The organism is Caulobacter sp. GW821-FHT10F06, from assembly GCF_058809215.1.
The window spans coordinates 604,185-619,834 of sequence record NZ_JBXASK010000001.1 but is presented as its reverse complement, the minus strand read 5'-3'; the positions used below and the strand labels follow the sequence as shown (position 1 = coordinate 619,834).

General features: G+C 67.5%; 17 protein-coding genes and 3 pseudogenes. 9 read left to right on the top strand and 11 right to left on the bottom strand.

The window, feature by feature from the left end; translation table 11 throughout:
• Positions 1-138: 138 nt before the first annotated feature.
• Positions 139-1,158 carry a ketol-acid reductoisomerase gene (gene ilvC / locus AC1RUS_RS02860; protein WP_492912811.1) on the bottom strand — a complete coding sequence of 340 codons (1,020 nt, stop codon included), beginning with the start codon at positions 1,156-1,158 and terminating at the stop codon, positions 139-141.
• A 167-nt stretch (positions 1,159-1,325) separates the two neighbouring features.
• On the opposite strand from ilvC, the gene AC1RUS_RS02855 reads away from it, so the two are divergent.
• The gene (locus AC1RUS_RS02855) at positions 1,326-1,484 is read left to right on the top strand and encodes a hypothetical protein (protein WP_492912809.1); all 159 of its coding nucleotides are present in this window, start codon (positions 1,326-1,328) and stop codon (positions 1,482-1,484) included.
• A gap of 111 nt (positions 1,485-1,595) precedes the next feature.
• Here the strand turns inward: AC1RUS_RS02855 and AC1RUS_RS02850 are convergent, their stop codons facing one another.
• Positions 1,596-1,991 (bottom strand): DoxX family protein, encoded by a 396-nt coding sequence (locus AC1RUS_RS02850; RefSeq protein ID WP_492912807.1) that lies wholly within the window; start codon positions 1,989-1,991, stop codon positions 1,596-1,598.
• 147 nt (positions 1,992-2,138) lie between these two features.
• Positions 2,139-3,062, bottom strand: a complete 924-nt coding sequence (locus AC1RUS_RS02845) for an RcnB family protein (RefSeq protein ID WP_492912805.1) — start codon at positions 3,060-3,062, stop codon at positions 2,139-2,141.
• Positions 3,063-3,166: 104 nt separating this feature from the next.
• Between AC1RUS_RS02845 and AC1RUS_RS02840 the strand changes: the two genes are divergently transcribed.
• The 7 genes from AC1RUS_RS02840 (at position 3,167) to AC1RUS_RS02810 (ending at position 9,965) form a co-directional block, all read left to right on the top strand.
• Positions 3,167-3,721, top strand: a complete 555-nt coding sequence (locus AC1RUS_RS02840) for a DUF924 family protein (RefSeq protein WP_492912803.1) — start codon at positions 3,167-3,169, stop codon at positions 3,719-3,721.
• A gap of 73 nt (positions 3,722-3,794) precedes the next feature.
• Entirely contained in the window at positions 3,795-4,820 is a 1,026-nt protein-coding gene (locus AC1RUS_RS02835; RefSeq protein WP_492912801.1) for a MerR family transcriptional regulator, read from the top strand.
• Between the two features lie 101 nt (positions 4,821-4,921).
• A complete protein-coding gene (locus AC1RUS_RS02830) occupies positions 4,922-5,761 on the top strand; it encodes a thymidylate synthase (RefSeq protein WP_492912799.1) in 840 nt (279 codons plus the stop codon).
• Positions 5,758-6,267: a dihydrofolate reductase gene (locus AC1RUS_RS02825; RefSeq protein WP_492912797.1), complete on the top strand. Its 510-nt coding sequence runs from the start codon at positions 5,758-5,760 to the stop codon at positions 6,265-6,267. The genes AC1RUS_RS02830 and AC1RUS_RS02825 overlap by 4 nt, the downstream gene beginning before the upstream one ends.
• Before the next feature lie 13 nt (positions 6,268-6,280).
• Positions 6,281-6,775 carry a VOC family protein gene (locus AC1RUS_RS02820; RefSeq protein WP_492912795.1) on the top strand — a complete coding sequence of 165 codons (495 nt, stop codon included), beginning with the start codon at positions 6,281-6,283 and terminating at the stop codon, positions 6,773-6,775.
• A 103-nt stretch (positions 6,776-6,878) separates the two neighbouring features.
• Positions 6,879-8,963: an ATP-binding protein gene (locus AC1RUS_RS02815; RefSeq protein ID WP_492912793.1), complete on the top strand. Its 2,085-nt coding sequence runs from the start codon at positions 6,879-6,881 to the stop codon at positions 8,961-8,963.
• Between the two features lie 90 nt (positions 8,964-9,053).
• Entirely contained in the window at positions 9,054-9,965 is a 912-nt protein-coding gene (locus tag AC1RUS_RS02810) for an SMP-30/gluconolactonase/LRE family protein (RefSeq protein ID WP_492912791.1), read from the top strand.
• A 13-nt stretch (positions 9,966-9,978) separates the two neighbouring features.
• Here the strand turns inward: AC1RUS_RS02810 and AC1RUS_RS02805 are convergent.
• Positions 9,979-10,121 (bottom strand): annotated as a pseudogene (locus AC1RUS_RS02805) (hypothetical protein).
• Positions 10,122-10,211: 90 nt separating this feature from the next.
• On the opposite strand from AC1RUS_RS02805, the gene AC1RUS_RS02800 reads away from it, so the two are divergent.
• Complete coding sequence (locus tag AC1RUS_RS02800; protein ID WP_492912789.1) at positions 10,212-11,237, top strand: poly(ethylene terephthalate) hydrolase family protein; 1,026 nt, start codon at positions 10,212-10,214, stop codon at positions 11,235-11,237.
• Here AC1RUS_RS02800 and AC1RUS_RS02795 read toward each other — a convergent pair.
• From AC1RUS_RS02795 to AC1RUS_RS02765, 7 genes and pseudogenes are all read right to left on the bottom strand, one after another.
• Positions 11,218-11,354, bottom strand: a pseudogene (locus tag AC1RUS_RS02795) (hypothetical protein); the annotation flags it as partial. The gene AC1RUS_RS02800 and the pseudogene AC1RUS_RS02795 sit on opposite strands and share 20 nt — an antisense overlap.
• Positions 11,355-11,544: 190 nt before the next feature.
• Positions 11,545-12,636 (bottom strand): NADH:flavin oxidoreductase, encoded by a 1,092-nt coding sequence (locus tag AC1RUS_RS02790; RefSeq protein WP_492912787.1) that lies wholly within the window; start codon positions 12,634-12,636, stop codon positions 11,545-11,547.
• Between the two features lie 96 nt (positions 12,637-12,732).
• Positions 12,733-12,824, bottom strand: a pseudogene (locus tag AC1RUS_RS02785) (hypothetical protein); the annotation flags it as partial.
• Between the two features lie 24 nt (positions 12,825-12,848).
• Positions 12,849-14,060, bottom strand: a complete 1,212-nt coding sequence (locus tag AC1RUS_RS02780; protein WP_492912785.1) for an acyl-CoA dehydrogenase family protein — start codon at positions 14,058-14,060, stop codon at positions 12,849-12,851.
• A 5-nt stretch (positions 14,061-14,065) separates the two neighbouring features.
• Entirely contained in the window at positions 14,066-14,356 is a 291-nt protein-coding gene (locus AC1RUS_RS02775; protein WP_492912783.1) for a putative quinol monooxygenase, read from the bottom strand.
• Positions 14,357-14,451: 95 nt separating this feature from the next.
• Positions 14,452-14,745, bottom strand: a complete 294-nt coding sequence (locus AC1RUS_RS02770) for a hypothetical protein (RefSeq protein WP_492912781.1) — start codon at positions 14,743-14,745, stop codon at positions 14,452-14,454.
• A 150-nt stretch (positions 14,746-14,895) separates the two neighbouring features.
• Positions 14,896-15,591 (bottom strand): TerB family tellurite resistance protein, encoded by a 696-nt coding sequence (locus AC1RUS_RS02765; protein ID WP_492912779.1) that lies wholly within the window; start codon positions 15,589-15,591, stop codon positions 14,896-14,898.
• Between the last annotated feature and the right edge of the window lie 59 nt (positions 15,592-15,650).

Sequence of the window (15,650 nt, the reverse complement as noted above, 5' to 3'; positions counted from 1 at the left end):
CATTCCCGTTCCGCGCGCCGGACCGCAACCCGCAAAAACGGCCGGTGCTATTCAAAAGCTCGCGTGGGTGAACGCCAAAACGAAAAAGCCCCCGGGCGCGCGCATCCGGGGGCTTCCATCGATCGGCTTGGGGCCGAATTAGTTCTTGGTGACGTCCACCAGCTTGTTCTTGGCGATCCACGGCATCATGCCGCGCAGGCGGGCGCCGACTTCCTCGATCTGGTGCTCGCCCGAACGACGGCGGGTGGCCTTGAACGAGGGTTGGCCCACGGCGTTTTCCAGCATGAAGTCGCGGACGAACTTGCCCGACTGGATGTCTTCCAGCACGCGCTTCATCTCGGCCTTGGTCTCGGCGGTGACGATGCGCGGACCGGTGACGTATTCGCCGTACTCGGCCGTGTTGCTGATCGAGTAGTTCATGTTGGCGATGCCGCCTTCATAGATCAGGTCGACGATCAGCTTCAGCTCGTGCAGGCACTCGAAATAGGCCATTTCCGGCGCGTAGCCGGCTTCCACCAGCACTTCGAAGCCGGCGCGGATCAGCTCGACCGTGCCGCCGCACAGGACGGCCTGTTCGCCGAACAGGTCGGTCTCGCACTCTTCGCGGAAGTTGGTCTCGATGATGCCCGAGCGGCCGCCGCCGATGGCCGAGGCGTAGGCCAGGCCGAGGTCCAGCGCGTTGCCGGTGGCGTTGTGGTGCACCGCGATCAGGCAGGGCACGCCGCCGCCCTTCTGGTATTCGCCGCGCACGGTGTGGCCGGGGCCCTTGGGGGCGACCATCAGGACGTCGATGGTGTCCTTGGGCTCGATCAGCCCGAAGTGGACGTTCAAGCCGTGGGCGAACAGCAGGGCGGCGCCGTCACGGATGTTGGGGGCGATGTCGTTCTTGTAGATCGCGGCCTGATGCTCGTCGGGAGCCAGGATCATGATCAGGTCGGCCCAGGCGGCGGCTTCCGCCACGGTCATGACCTTCAGGCCTTCGCCCTCGGCCTTCTTGGCGGTGGCCGAACCGGCGCGCAGGGCGACGGCGACGTTCGAGGCGCCCGAGTCGCGGAGATTGAGGGCGTGCGCGTGACCTTGCGAACCATAGCCTACGATCGCGATCTTCTTGTCGAGGATGCGAGCGAGGTCGGCGTCGCGATCATAATAGACGCGCATGTTTTTTCTCCAAGGACTGGTCAATATGGCCGCCCCACGCAACGGCGGAGCGACAAAGGCCGGGCGTTTGAGCGTTTTTTTGCCGTTTCGTCAAGGCGATGACGACAGAACATTGTGACGCGAAAGCCTCTGCGGCCACGTTTTAGACCGTGAGGCGTTGTTTGCCCATGACCGAGACCGCCCAGGCCGACGACATGATGGCGCATCCCAGGGCCCTCAAGCCCTTCGACGCCCGGGCCAGCGCCTCCGCCCGCCACGTCGAGAAGAAGGGCCTGGCGGCGACGAGGGACGACGCGCGCGCGGCGAAGTCGATGACGAACCTGTAGAATTTAGGGCGTCATCCCGGGCGAAGCGCAGCGAAGAGCCGGGACCGCCAGAAGCGCGGCGCTTGCAGAGGTCCCGGGTCTACGCTGCGCTTCGCCCGGGATGACAGGATGTTATTGACCCCGCCGCCATGGAAACAGCGCGCGCAGCGCCGGGTCGCGCAGCCACAGGCCGCCCCACATGAAGAGGCCAAGATAGAGCGAGAAGAGCTCGTGGCTGAACAGCGGATTGCCGACCCGCACCTGCGTCGCCATCGCCCCGCCCAGCAGGCCGGTCATCAGCACTGCGCCCAGCACCGCCGTGGGCGGGAAGAGGTAGAGCGCCAGGAACACGAACTCCATGATCCCGATGGTCAGGACATAGTCGGCCTTCCAGCCCAGCGAGACCAGGGTGTCGGCGGCCACCTTCATGCCGGCGAACTTCGGATAGATCGATGCGCCCAGCATGAAGAGGGCGAACAGGCCGGTCAGCACGCGGCCGGTCCAGACCATGGGCGAAGCTTTCAACATCGTCGTTCCTTTTCGATGCGGCGCAGAGCAGCCAGAGCCCCTAGGACGCTGGCCAGGATCTTCATCCGACAGCCGCCGATCGAAAAACAAAAAAGCCCGGTCGGACCTCGGGGGTCCGACCGGGCTCTTTCGTCGTGGCGCGAACGCCTACCAGAACAGGTCGTAATAGACGCTCAGCACCTGGCCCGACCACACGTCGACCAGGATGGCGTCGTCGCCGACCCGGACCCACTCGCAGCCGATCGGCGGCTGGGGCAGGTCGTAGCGGTACCAGTCCAGATAGTAGGAGGTCGAATACCAGCCGCCCGGCAGGTAGTCGCCGAACGACCAGCGGTTGACGTACCAACCGCGCGGGGCGCGATACGAGCCGACGCGATAACGCTGCGGGGCCCGGAAGCTGGGACGGTAGCGGTGCTGGTCGTATTGCGGACGGCCCCGGTCGCGGTCGCGATACTGGCCGTTCTGACCCGGCCGGCCGCGATCGTCGCCTCGACCGTTGTTGTCGCGCCCGCCGTTCCAGCCGCTGGCGCCATTCCAGCCGCCACGGTTCCAGTCGCGACCGTCGTTGCGATCATTGCCTGGACGGCCTTGGTCCGGACGACCCTGGCCGGGGCGGCCCTGGTCGGGACGACCTTGATCGGGACGGCCGTTCTGACCCGGACGACCCTGGTTGGCGCCGTTCCAGCCGGTGTTGCCGTTCCAGGCTCCGCGATCGCCGCGATCCTGGCCGCCACGATCCTGACCGCCCCGGTCGCCGCGCTCCTGGCGCGGCTGCTGGGCTTGCGGAGCCTGGGGCGGCTGCGCGGGTTGCGACGGAGCCTGCGGCTGCTGCGCGGGGCGTCCGCCGCCGTTCCAGCCGCCGCGGTCCCCGCGGTCGCCGCGATCCTGGCTTCCCCGGTCCTGGCCGCCACGGTCCTGCCCCCCGCGATCACCGCCGCGATCACCACCACGGTCACCGCGAACTTGCTGTTGCTGGTCCCGCTGGGCGACGACCGCGCCAGCGGATCCGGCTTCCGCCGCGGCGCCGCCCAACAGCGACAGGACCATGGCGGTCGAGATCAGACGCTTCATTTCTTGCTCCAAGGGGCCTTGTGCGGGGCCCCGGCTTTGTCCCTTGATAGCAACATCGGCTGTCGCGGATGAACCGCGTTTGAACGGATACGCCAGGCTCGAAAATGACCGCCCACCCCCAGGATATAGTCGGTTTCTGGCGTTCGGCCGGTCCCAAAAAATGGTTCGCCAAGGATAACGGCTTCGATTCGGCGATCGCCCTGAAGTTCGAGCAGACCCACTACCGGGCGGCGATGCGCCGATATGACTCCTGGGCCGCGACGGCCGAGGGCGCGCTGGCCCTGCTGATCCTGCTCGACCAGTTCCCGCGCAATCTCTATCGCGGCACCGCCCACGCCTTCGCCACCGATCCCCTGGCCCGAACTTTCGCCCGCCAGGCCATCGCCGCTGGCCACGACCAGGCCACCGAGGCGCTGCTGCGGCCGTTCTTCTACCTGCCGTTCGAGCACTCGGAATCGCTGGCCGACCAGGAATTCAGCGTCGAGCTCTGCGCCGCTCTGCAGGCCGACGGCGGCGACGAGCGGACGATGGAATACGCCATCATCCATCGCGACATCATCGCCAAGTTCGGCCGCTTCCCTCATCGCAACGCCGTGCTGGGCCGCGAGACCACGCCGGAAGAGCAGGCGTTCCTCGACGAGGGCGGCTTCGCGGGGTGAGCCCCGTCTCCGCTTGACCCGTCCCCTGGGGCCGGCCCCATGGAGGTGGCGGTCTGCAACAGCGAGGTGAGTCGTGCGTGCTTCCGTCAATGTCCTCAACCCGTCCGAGGCGGCGCGCCATCTCGGCATCTCGGCCAAGGCGCTTCGCCTCTATGAGGCGCGCGGTCTGCTTCGCCCCATGAGAACCGCCGCGGGCTGGCGCGCCTACGGCCCGGACGAAATGCGACGCGCGGCGGAGATCGTCGCCCTGCGGTCGCTGGGCTTCAGCCTCAAGCAGGTGGAACGCGTCATGAATGGCGTCGCCGAAGGCCTGGAGCCCGCGCTCGGCGTGCTGCAAACCCGACTGGAATCGGAGTTCGGTCAACTCAACCAGCGGCTGGAACGCATCATCGCCCTCAGGCGCGCCCTGGCGCGGGGCGAGACGCCCGCAGCGCCGGACTTGGCCGACCTGGCGACGGACCCCACCACGGCGATCACGGGCTTCAACCTCCCCTGGCCTTGGGGCGGGGAATGGTTCGAGGTGCGCGGCGTTCGCGCGATCAACTACATCATAGGCCCTCTGGGCAGCGGGAAGACGAGGTTGGCCCAGACGCTGGCCGAGCACCTGCCCGATGGCGTCTTCTTGGGGCTGGATCGTATCGAGCGTCGCGCGGACGCCGAGCAAGCCCTAGCGATCGACGCCGAACTTCGCGACCGGGTCGAGACGTCGCTCGCGTGGTTGATGGAGGACGGGGCAACGGAATCCGCCGCACTCCTCGCGCTCGTGGTCGGCCTGGAGCAGGGCCGGTCGAGCAGCCTCGTCATCGACATGATCGAACAGGGGCTGGACGAAGCCACGCAGCAGGCGGTGATCTCCGATCTGCGCCGGCGCGGACACCAGCGCCCGCCTCTGTTCCTGCTCACACGCTCCTTGGGTGTTCTCGATCCGCCCTCGGCCACCTCGGACGAGGCGGTGATCTTCTGCCCCGCCAACCACGCGCCGCCCTACAGGGTTCGGATCACGCCCGACGCGCCGGGTTACGACGCGATGGTCAGCTGCCTGGGGTCTCCCGAAGTGCGCGCTAGGACGGAGGGGATGATGGCGGTGACGCGGTCCTGAAGCGCCACCGCTCGTAAACCACGGGGAATACCCGCCGACGGCTGTGGACCAACGCCCGCGCCGCACTGTGCAAACGCCCGATTCTCACTCATTCTGCGGGCATGAGCACCACTGTCCTCGCCCCGCAAAAAGCCGCCGCCGATCATCCTGAGCGGCAGTATCTGAACCTGCTGGCCGACATCCTCGAGAATGGCGTGCAGCGCGGCGATCGCACGGGCACCGGCACGCTGGGGGTGTTCGGCCGGCAGATCCGCTTCGATCTGTCCAAGGGCTTCCCGGTCCTGACCACCAAGAAGCTGCACCTGCGCTCGATCTTCATCGAGCTGCTGTGGTTCCTGAAGGGCGACACCAATGTCCGCTACCTGCAGGACAACAAGGTGCGCATCTGGGACGAGTGGGCCGACGAGAACGGCGATCTGGGCCCCGTCTACGGCAAGCAGTGGCGCTCTTGGGCCGCGCCCAACGGCCAGTCGATCGACCAGATCGCCAACCTGATCGAAGGCCTGAAGACCAATCCCAACAGCCGCCGCCACATCGTGTCGGCCTGGAACCCGGCCGATGTCGAGGACATGGCCCTGCCGCCCTGTCACTGCCTGTTCCAGTTCTTCGTGGCGGATGGAAAACTCAGCTGCCAGCTCTATCAGCGCAGCGCCGACGTCTTCCTGGGCGTGCCGTTCAACATCGCCAGCTACGCCCTGCTGACCCTGATGGTCGCCAAGGTCGTGGGTCTGGAGCCCGGCGAGTTCGTCCACACCTTCGGCGATGCCCACCTCTATCTGAACCACCTTGACCAGGCCCGCGAGCAGCTGACTCGCGAGCCCTTCGACTTCCCGACCCTGACCATCGCCGACAAGCGCGACCTGTTCGGGTTCGAGTACGAGGACTTCAAGCTCGAGGGCTACGAGGCCCACCCGCACATCAAGGCGGAAGTCTCGGTTTGATCCCGCTCGCCCTCGTCGTCGCCCGCGCCGCCAACGGCGTCATCGGCCGTGATGGCGACCTGCCGTGGCGGCTGAAGTCGGACCTGGCTCTGTTCAAGGCCAACACCCTGGGCAAGCCGATCATCATGGGTCGCAAGACTTGGGACAGTCTGCCCCGCAAGCCCCTGCCCGGCCGCATGAACGTGGTGCTGTCGCGCGACGGCAGCTTCGAGCCGCAACAGGCCGTGGTCTGCGAGAGCTTCATGGAGGCCGTTCAGATGGCCCGCGAGCAAGCCTCCGATGACGGGGCCGACGAGGTCTGCGTGATCGGCGGCCGCAGCCTGTTCGAGGCGGCCCTGCCCAAGGCCAAGCGACTGTACCTCACCGAGGTGGACGCCACGGTCGACGGCGACGTCACCTTCCCAGACTTCGACGAAGCCGCCTGGACCGAGGTCAAGCGCGAGACCTACCCCTCCGGCGAGGGCGACGACCACGCTTTCACGTTCCGGGTGCTGGAGCGGCGCTAAAATTCCCATTGCGATGTCGGCCCGCCGGGCGCTCGCTCGTCCTAAGGTCGGAAGGCCCCCACGACGGCCCGCAGGAGGACATCGACATGACGGACATCAGCCCCAAACAACGCGGCCCGACCGGCGGCCTGACGCCCTATCTCTGCGTCGGCGGCGAGGGCGCGGCGGCGGCCTCGGCCCCTTCTACCAGAAGGCCTTCGCGGCCCAGGAAAAGAGCCGCATTCCGGCCCAGGACGGCCAGCGCCTGATGCACTGCGCCCTGACCATCAACGGCGACGACCTGCTGTTCAGCGACGGCTTTCCCGAGCACGGACACCCGGCCCAGACGCCCGCCGGCGTGACCCTGCACCTGCAGGTCGACGACGCCGACGCCTGGTTCGCACGCGCGATCGAGGCCGGCTGCGAGGCGACCATGCCGGTGCAGCTGATGTTCTGGGGCGACCGCTACGGCGTGCTGAAGGACCCGTTCGGCTTTGTCTGGTCCCTGGGCTCGACGCCCAAGGCCTAAGGTCAAGCTTCGGAGCCCATTGAGAAATTCGACGTTGCGGCCTTAACGAAAAGCCGACGGTTTGTCGGCATGATCGGATCATGGGTCAGACGAGAAACACCGCGTGGCGCTGAGCCTCAAGCGCGATTTTGGACATCCCGGCTGGCGCAGGCTGGCGGCCCTGACCGCTGCCTATGCGGCCTCGATGACCTATAGCCTGCTGCTGGCCGGCGCGACCCATAACCTCCCTACGATCTGGACGGCCAACGCTGTGCTGGTGGCCGGCCTGTTGTTGCTGGATCACCGCAAGGGCCTGCTGCTGCTGGCGATCACGGCGCTGCTGCACATGGTCATCGAGCTGGGGGTCGGCGATCCGCCTCGGTTCGTGCTGACCGTCTCGGTGCTCGACAGTCTGCAGGCCTTGGCAACGGCGGCCCTGCTGCGGTTCTGCCGCCTGCCGACGCGGGTGCGCGGCATGCAGGGCCTGCTGCTGCTGGTCGCGGTGTCGGCGGCGTTCACGGCGGTCAGCTCGATCGTCGTCAACGGCGTGCTCTCGGCCGTCCACGGCGAGCCGTTCTGGTCGGGCTGGAGCGACTGGACCACCTCGAACGTGTTGGGCGTGGCCCTGGCCCTGCCGACCGTGCTGATCCTGTTCGACCGCCGCCACAGTCAAGGCTTCGCCATCCGACCGCTGGAGATCACCGGCGGCCTGTGCGTGGTGATGGCGGCCGCCGTCACTGTCTATTCGCTGCGGCCGTCGCTGCAGTTCCTGCTGTTCGCCCCCGTGTTGCTGGCGGCGTTCCGGGGCGGGCCGCGCGCCGTGGCGATCGTCGTCACCACCTCGCTGGCTGCGACCATTCCGGCGGTCCTGGACCAGACCGGCGTGTCGCCCGACAAGGCCCTGGGCCCGCTGCGACAGGCCCTGGTGTTCCACATCGCGCTCTACGCCGTGTGCCTGACCTCGGCCCTGACGCTGAGCCGTCAGAAACGTCTTCAAGCCCTGCTGGTGCGCCGCCAGGCCGTGGCCCGCGCCGCCCAGGCCCGGGCCCAGGCGGCCAACCAGGCCAAGTCCGACTTCCTGGCCACGATCAGCCACGAGATCCGCACGCCGCTCAACAGCATCCTCGGCTTCGCCGCCCTGGTGGCCGACGACCCCGACCTGTCGGCCGAGAACCGCCGACGGCTGGACCTGGTGGGCCGCGCGGGACGCTCGCTGGCCGAGATCGTCAACGACCTGCTCGACTTCGCCAAGGTCGAGGCCGGCCGCATGGACCTGACCCTCGCCCCCGCCTCGCCCGCCGCCCTGCTGCGCGACACCGTCGCCATCGTCGCGCCCACCGCCGCCGCCAAGGGCCTGACCCTGGACGTGACCATCGAGACGACCGGACAGGGCGACGCCGACGCCGCCTTCGCGCTGGACGAGACCCGCCTGCGCCAGGTGCTGCTGAACCTGCTGTCCAACGCCGTGAAGTTCACCGCGCAGGGCGAGGTCCGCGCCCGCCTGCTCGTGGGCCCCGCGCCCGGCGACCTGCGCTTCGAGGTGCGCGACACCGGCATCGGCATCGCGCCGGAGGTGCAGGCGCGCCTCTTCCAGCGCTTCAGCCAGGCCGACAGCTCGATCAGCCGCGCCTATGGCGGCGCCGGCCTGGGTCTGGCGATCAGCAAGGCGCTGGTCGGCCAGATGGGCGGCGAGATCGGCGTCGACAGCGCCCTGGGGCAAGGCTCGCGGTTCTGGATCACCCTGAGCGCCGCGCCCGCCTCTCCCGCCGCCGCCCCGGCCTCCGATCCGGTGGCGATGGACGATCCGGTCCCGGTGCGCGTGCTGCTGGTCGACGACCACCCGATGAACCGCGAACTGGGCCACGCCCTGCTGACCCTGGCCAGCTGCGAGGTGACCACCGCCAATGACGGCTTCCAGGCCGTCGAGGCCGCGCGCACCGGCGTCTTCGACCTGATCCTGATGGACGTCCACATGCCCGGGATGGACGGCCTGGCCGCCACGCGCGCCATCCGCGCCCTGCCTGGCCCCGCCGCGACCGTGCCGATCATCGCGCTCAGCGCCGACGTCCTGCCCGACCAGATCGCCCGCTGTCGTCAGGCCGGGATGAACGACCACGTCGCCAAGCCGATCCACCGCGACGACCTGCTGGCCGCCGTGGCCCGCGCCGTCGCCGAGGTTCCGTCGGACGCCGCCGCCGCACGCGCCTGAACGCCTGCCCCATGGTCACCCTAGCCGCCCGTTCAAACGCGCGTTTATAGTCCTGCCATCCGCCCGCCAGAGGCGGTCTGGGAGAGACGCATGGACATCCAACTCGTCGCCGAAGGTCTGCAGTTCCCCGAAGGTCCGATCGCCATGGCCGACGGCTCGGTGATCCTCACCGAGATCCAGCGCCAGACCCTGACCCGCATCACACCGGATGGACGGCGCGAGACCGTGGCCGAGACCGGCGGCGGCCCCAATGGCGCGGCGGTCGGACCGGACGGCGCGATCTATGTCGCCAACAACGGCGGCAGCTTCCAATTCCACGACATGGGCGGGCTGAACATTCCCGGCCCCACTCCGCCCAGCCACGAGGGCGGATCGATCCAGCGGGTCGACCTGGCGAGCGGCGCGATCACCACGCTCTACACCGCGTGCGACGGCAAGCGGCTGGTCGGACCCAATGACCTGGTCTTCGACAAGCAGGGCGGCTTCTGGTTCACCGACCATGGCTGCAGCACGCCCGATGGCCGCAAGTCCGGGGCGCTCTACTACGCCCTCGCCGACGGCTCGAAGATCACCCGCTGGCGCGACCACTTCGTCTCGCCCAACGGCGTGGGCCTCTCGCCCGACGAGAAGACCGTCTACATGGCCGACACCATGCTGGGCCGGCTGTGGTCGTTCGACATCGCCGAGCCCGGCGTACTGGCCGAGGCCGCGCCGCTGACGCCCGGCAACGTCGTCTGCAACCTGCCGGGCTACCAGTTGCTGGACAGCCTGGCGGTCGAGGCCGGCGGCAAGATCTGCGTGGCCACCATCATCAACGGCGGGATCACCGCCTCCGACCCCGACGGCTCGACCGAGCACTTCGCCTTCCCGGACGTGATCATCACCAACATCTGCTTTGGCGGCGCGGATATGCGCGATGCGTGGATCACGGCGTCGGGGACGGGGAAGCTCTATAAGACGCGGTGGCCAAGGCCGGGGTTGAAGCTGAACTTCAACGGCTGATCTCCGACCGCCCCTAATTGTCATCCCGGAAAGCGCGCAGCGCTTGTCCGGGACCCAGGGCCGGCGCACTGCGGTCGCCCCTGAGTCCCGGCTCTCCGCTGCGCTGCGGCCGGGATGACAAGAATTATTGCCCCTCCACACCCATCTCGAGGCCACGTCGCTGGCGCGTTGACGCTCGCCTCCACCCATGATGTATTAACTGGAACGTACATTACAAGTCGCGTTAAGCGACGGGAGAGGAAACGCATGAAACGTCTCGTCCTGGGCGCGCTGTCGCTCGTCACGATCCTGGCCGGCGCCACCGCCGCCAGCGCCCAGCTGGCTCCGGCCCCGGTGCTGTCGAAGGAGATCGACAGCTACGGCCGCCCCGTGCCGTTCGGCCGGCCCGCCTATCTGCCGGGCGAGACGCCGCTGGGCGCGGGACCGCACAAGGCGGTGATGGTCACCGACGAGACCCTGCCGGCTCACGTCCTCTACTATCCGGCCGATCTGAAAAAGGCCGGCAAGCTGCCGCTGATCGCCTGGGGCAACGGCGCCTGCATCAACGCCGGCAACCGCTTCCGCATCTTCCTGACCGAGATCGCCAGCCACGGCTATCTGGTCGCCGCCAACGGCGTGATGGCCAATACCGAGCTGGAGGTCGGCCCGCAGGAGAACCCGGCTATCCGCGTCCCGGGCGCACCGCCGCCGCCTCCCCCGCCAGCGCCCGATCCCAGCAAGCCGCCGCGCGCGCCAGGCAAGACCACGCCCGAGCAGCTGACCGAGAGCATCGACTGGGCGATCAAGGAAAACAGCCGTCCCGGCAGCAAGTTCTTCGGCCGCATCGACACCAGCAAGATCGCGGTGATGGGCCAGTCCTGCGGCGGGGTGCAGACCCTGAACGTGGCCGGCGATCCGCGCATCACCACCCTGATGATCTGGAACAGCGGCGCGGGCATGATCCCCAACAACCCCGCCACCGAAGCTCTGGCCAAGATCAAGGTCCCCGTCGCTTTCATCAGCGGCGAGCAAGCGCTGGACATCGCCTACCCCGCCTCGGCCGCCAATTTCGAGGCGCTGAACGACGTGCCCGTGTTCTTCGGCTGGGAGGACGGCATGAGCCACATCGGCACCTATGGCGCGCCGGGCGGCGGCTCGTTCGGCAAGATCGCGGTGGCGTGGTTGGATTGGCGGCTGAAGGGCGACGCGGCGGCGGCCAAGATGTTCAAGGGCAAGGACTGCCTGCTGTGCAAGGAGCCCAGCTGGCACGTGTTCAAGAAGAAGATCGACTAGCCAAGCCCCAATTGTCATCCCGGAAGCCTCGCAGAGGCTGTCCGGGACCCAGGGGCCAGCGCATTGCGGTTGCCCTGGGTCCCGGCTCTCCGCTGCGCTGCGGCCGGGATGACAAGATTTTAGCGGCGGCTCAGTCCTTCAACAACGACCCGATCACCAGCAAGGCGATGGCCGACAGCGCCAGAAGGCCGGCGATATAGGGCAACCAGGACATCAGCGCCTCCCCTTCGGGCGCGCGTGATCACCGTCCGATGAGAGACCATGGTCCGGGGCCGTCCGTGCGGACAGCCCCGGAACAGGGGGTGTCCTAGTAGAGGACGCCCAAGGCTTCGCGTTCGAAGTTCTTCAGTTCGTCGTTGCGGCCGTCGCGGATCTTCACGACCCATTCCGGATCCTGCAACAGGGCGCGGCCGACGCCGACCAGGTCGAACTCGCCACGATCCAGGCGCTCCAGAAGACCGTCGATCGAGGCCGGCTGGCTGCCTTCGCCGCCGAACGCCGCGATGAACTCGCCCGACAGGCCCACCGAGCCGACGGTGATGGTCGGAGCGCCGGTCAGCTTCTTGGCCCAGCCGGCGAAGTTCAGGTCGCTGCCCTCGAACTCCGGCTCCCAGAAGCGGCGTTGGGAGCAGTGGAAGATGTCCGCGCCGGCGTCGGCCAGCGGCTGCAGCCAGGCTTCCAGCAGCTGCGGGGTCTCGGCGTTCTTGACCGAGAAGTCCTGCTGCTTCCATTGCGACAGGCGAATGATGACCGGATAGTCGGGGCCGACGGCGGCGCGGACGGCCTTGAGAATCTCGGCGGCGAACTTGCTGCGCTCGGCGATGGTCGGGCCGTTCAGATGATCGTCACGGACGTTGGTGCCGTTCCAGAAGAACTGGTCGATCAGATAGCCGTGGGCGCCGTGCAGCTCGATGGCGTCGAAGCCCAGGGCCTTGGCGTTCTTGGCGGCGTCGGCGAAGGCGGCGATGGTGTCGGCCACGTCCTCGTCGGTCATCGGCGTGGTGAACTGGTCGCCGCCGGCCTTGGAGATGCCCGAGGGGCTGTCGACCTTGCCCAGCTTGTCCTTCCCCTGAGCCGAACCGACGTGCCACAGCTGCGGCGCGATCAGGCCGCCGGCGGCGTGGACCTCTTCGACGACCTTCTTCCAGGCCGCCAGTTCCTTTTCGCCGTGGAAGCGCGGGATGTTGGCGTCGTTCAACGAGGCCGGACGGGCCACGCCCGTGCCCTCGGTGACGATCAGGCCGACCTGGCCCTCGGCGCGGCGGCGGTAATAGGCCGCGACATCGTCGGTGGCCACGCCGCCGGGCGAGAACGACCGCGTCATGGGCGCCATCACAACCCGGTTGGGCAGCTTCAGCGACTTGAATTCGAACGGCTTGAAGAGGGCGTCGAGGGCCATGGGGCGCTCCGAAGGAGGGTCGGTGTTGGGCGAGTTATGAAGCGGGTTGCGATTGTGGACTATGCAGAAAAACTGCAACTGCATCGGTGTCTGGTTGATACGCTGTGCGTCCTTCGAGGCCCGCTGCGCGGGCGCCTCAGGATGAGGAAGTCAGAACAGAATCCCTCATCCTGAGGTGCGAGGCGCAGCCGAGCCTCGAAGGACGCAAGGCCTCACAACCCCAGCACCATCTTCGCCATGATATTTCGCTGGATCTCGTTCGACCCCGCATAGATCGACGCCTTGCGGTAGCTGAAATAGGCCGGCGCGGCGGGCGCGGCGTAGTCCGGCCCGGCCCTGCCCTCGTTGCTGGGCGCCCAGGTGTTCTGGACAAACGGCGCGGCATAGGTCCCGACCGCCTCGAGCGTCAGTTCGGTGATCGCCTGCTGGGCTTCGGAGCCCACGCATTTGAGCATCGATGACACCGGCCCCACGGCCTTGCCCGCCGATCGGCCCGAGAAGATCCGCAGCTCGGCGGCGTTCAGCGCCTCGACCTCGATCTCCAGATTGGCGATCTTGGTGCGGAAGTCGGGATCGTCGATCAGCCGGCCGCCGTCGTCGGACAGTTCCTGCGCCGCGATGCGCTTGACCTTCTTGAGCATGTTCATCAGGCCCGGCGCGTAGGCGTTGCCGCGCTCGAACTCGAGCAGGTACTTGGCGTAGGTCCAGCCCTTGTTCTCCTCGCCGATGCGGTTGGAGATCGGCACGCGGACATTGTCGAAGAAGACCTGGTTGATCTCCTGCTCGCCCTCAGCGGGACCGTCCAGCGTCGGCAGCGGCTTGATCTGGATGCCAGGGGTGTCCATCCGCAGCAGCAGGAACGAGATCCCCTCCTGCGGCTTGCCCTCGGTCGAAGTGCGCACCAGGCAGAACATCCAGTCGGCCCATTGGGCGTGGGTCGTCCAGATCTTCGAGCCGTTCAGGACATAGTCGTCGCCGTCTCGCTCGGCCTTCATCTGCAGCGAGGCGAGGTCCGAGCCCGAACCCGGCTCCGAATAGCCCTGGCACCACCAGATGTCGGACGACAGGATCGGCGGCAGGTGCTGCTTCTTCTGCTCTTCGGTGCCGAAGGCCAGGATCACCGGGGCGCACATCTTCAGGCCCATCGGCGACGGGTTCGGCGTGCCGGCCAGCGACAGCTCCATGTTGAAGATGTAGCGCTGCGAGGCGGTGAAGCCCGTGCCGCCCCACTCCACTGGCCAGTCGGGCGCGGCCCAGCCCCGCTCGGCCAGCTTCTTCTGCCATTTCACCTGGCCGGCCTTGTCCAGATAGCCGTTCTTGGACTGGCTCATCTGCTTGCGCAGGTCGTCGTCATAGGCCGACGCGATCCAGTCGCGGACCTCTTGCTGGAAGGCCAGGTCTTCGGGCGAAAAGGCGAGATCCATGGCGGCTACTCGACCGCGTCCAGATATTCGATCTCGGGACGACCGGCCATGAACGGCCCCATCGCCGCGCCGCCTGCCTTGAAATAGTCCGTACCGCCGTGAGCCTTCAGGTCGTCGGCGGAAGCGTAGAGCTCCAGCACCTTGTAGATCCCGACTTCCGTCTTGGACTTGGTCAGCTGGTACATCAGGCAGCCGGACTCGTTGGCCTTCACCTTGGCCGCCATGTCGAGGAACACCGCCTCGAACTCGGACGTCTTGTCCGGCTGGACCTTCAAGGTCGCGACGACACCGATCATGCTAGCCTCCCAACGTTTGTTTGAATGCAGCATCGACCACGCGGCCGCGCGCCGCAAGGGCGACGTTGAGGAAGGCGGCGTATCCGTTGGAAAAGTTAGGGCCGCTCGTTCCAGCCGTAGGCCACCCAGGAGTGGCCGCCGACGTGGCGGGCCTCGATCAGCGACGGATCGCTGCTGGCCTTGGCCTTGACCGTGCGACGAGCCCGGAGGGCCAGCGCCACCAGACCGAACAGCGCGCTGCCCATGAAACCGATCACGACGACGGTGGCGGCGAAGACGACGGCGAGAACCGAGCCGATCACGACGGCGGCGGACGTCGCCAGGGCGCCGGCCAGCCAGGCCATGCTGCGGAAAACCGAACCGCCGGCCATCGATGTCGAGCCCGTCATCAATCGTCCCTTCCCAGCGCTAGCGCCGTATATCAGTCCGTATGGTCAACAAGGTTGGTTCACGGAGGCTGAACGTCAACTCAACACCCGCGTGATCGATCTGAAAAGCCCATTTTTCCCGATACATATCGTCTCTGGGTAACCGCCAGGCTAACCAGCGGTCGCCAGGCCCAGTTCCCGACGCTCGCGCATCACCGTCGTGAAGGCGGCGTTGATGGCGGCCGACTTGGCCTCGGCCACCTCGATGAACTCGGCGGGCAGGCCCCGAGCGCGGGCGCGGTCGGGGTGGGCGTCCGACAGGGCCGACTTCCAGGCGGCGCGGACAACCGCGTCCTCGGCGTCCGCCGGCACGTCGAGGATCATGTACGGATCGTCCGGACCCGCGCCCAGATGCACGGCGCGCAGGCGGCGGAACGACAGGGGCGACAGGCCAAACAGGTCCGAGACCCGCTCGATGTAGTCCAGCTCGTCCTGGGTCACCACGCCGTCGGCCTTGGCGATATGGAAGAGGCCGTCGATGACGTCTTCCAGGATCTGCGGGCACGAGCCGTAGCGCTTGGCCAGGCGCTTGGCGTAGCTCTCGAAGCCGTGCGTGGTCTGGCGGGCCAGGTCGTACAGGCGGTGGATGTTGTCTTCCGAGGCCGGATCGGGATGGAACACCTCGGTGAAGGCCTCGAACTCATGACCGTCGGCGCGGCCGTCGGCCTTGGCCAGCTTGGCGCCGAGCGCCGTCACCGCGGTCGAGAACGCGGGGTCCTCGCCCGGCAGGCCGGACGGACATTCGGTGCAGTCGGCCAGATCCAGCCGGCGCGCGGCGATGCTTGCGATGTTGCGCCAGAAAGTCATTGAGAGCTTGAAAGTCCAGGAGCGTGGCGGAGTGATGGCGAAGTCAGGTACGCGCGTCC

Coding starts and splice junctions, on each gene's coding strand:
- AC1RUS_RS02765 (WP_492912779.1), bottom strand. CDS start 15,591: ATGACTTTCTGGCGCAACATCGCAAGCATCGCCGCGCGCCGGCTGGAT.
- AC1RUS_RS02850 (WP_492912807.1), bottom strand. CDS start 1,991: ATGTTGAAAGCTTCGCCCATGGTCTGGACCGGCCGCGTGCTGACCGGC.
- AC1RUS_RS02780 (WP_492912785.1), bottom strand. CDS start 14,060: ATGGATCTCGCCTTTTCGCCCGAAGACCTGGCCTTCCAGCAAGAGGTC.
- ilvC (WP_492912811.1), bottom strand. CDS start 1,158: ATGCGCGTCTATTATGATCGCGACGCCGACCTCGCTCGCATCCTCGAC.
- AC1RUS_RS02820 (WP_492912795.1), top strand. CDS start 6,281: ATGTCGGCCCGCCGGGCGCTCGCTCGTCCTAAGGTCGGAAGGCCCCCA.
- AC1RUS_RS02800 (WP_492912789.1), top strand. CDS start 10,212: ATGAAACGTCTCGTCCTGGGCGCGCTGTCGCTCGTCACGATCCTGGCC.
- AC1RUS_RS02775 (WP_492912783.1), bottom strand. CDS start 14,356: ATGATCGGTGTCGTCGCGACCTTGAAGGTCCAGCCGGACAAGACGTCC.
- AC1RUS_RS02855 (WP_492912809.1), top strand. CDS start 1,326: ATGACCGAGACCGCCCAGGCCGACGACATGATGGCGCATCCCAGGGCC.
- AC1RUS_RS02790 (WP_492912787.1), bottom strand. CDS start 12,636: ATGGCCCTCGACGCCCTCTTCAAGCCGTTCGAATTCAAGTCGCTGAAG.
- AC1RUS_RS02840 (WP_492912803.1), top strand. CDS start 3,167: ATGACCGCCCACCCCCAGGATATAGTCGGTTTCTGGCGTTCGGCCGGT.
- AC1RUS_RS02810 (WP_492912791.1), top strand. CDS start 9,054: ATGGACATCCAACTCGTCGCCGAAGGTCTGCAGTTCCCCGAAGGTCCG.
- AC1RUS_RS02845 (WP_492912805.1), bottom strand. CDS start 3,062: ATGAAGCGTCTGATCTCGACCGCCATGGTCCTGTCGCTGTTGGGCGGC.
- AC1RUS_RS02770 (WP_492912781.1), bottom strand. CDS start 14,745: ATGACGGGCTCGACATCGATGGCCGGCGGTTCGGTTTTCCGCAGCATG.
- AC1RUS_RS02830 (WP_492912799.1), top strand. CDS start 4,922: ATGAGCACCACTGTCCTCGCCCCGCAAAAAGCCGCCGCCGATCATCCT.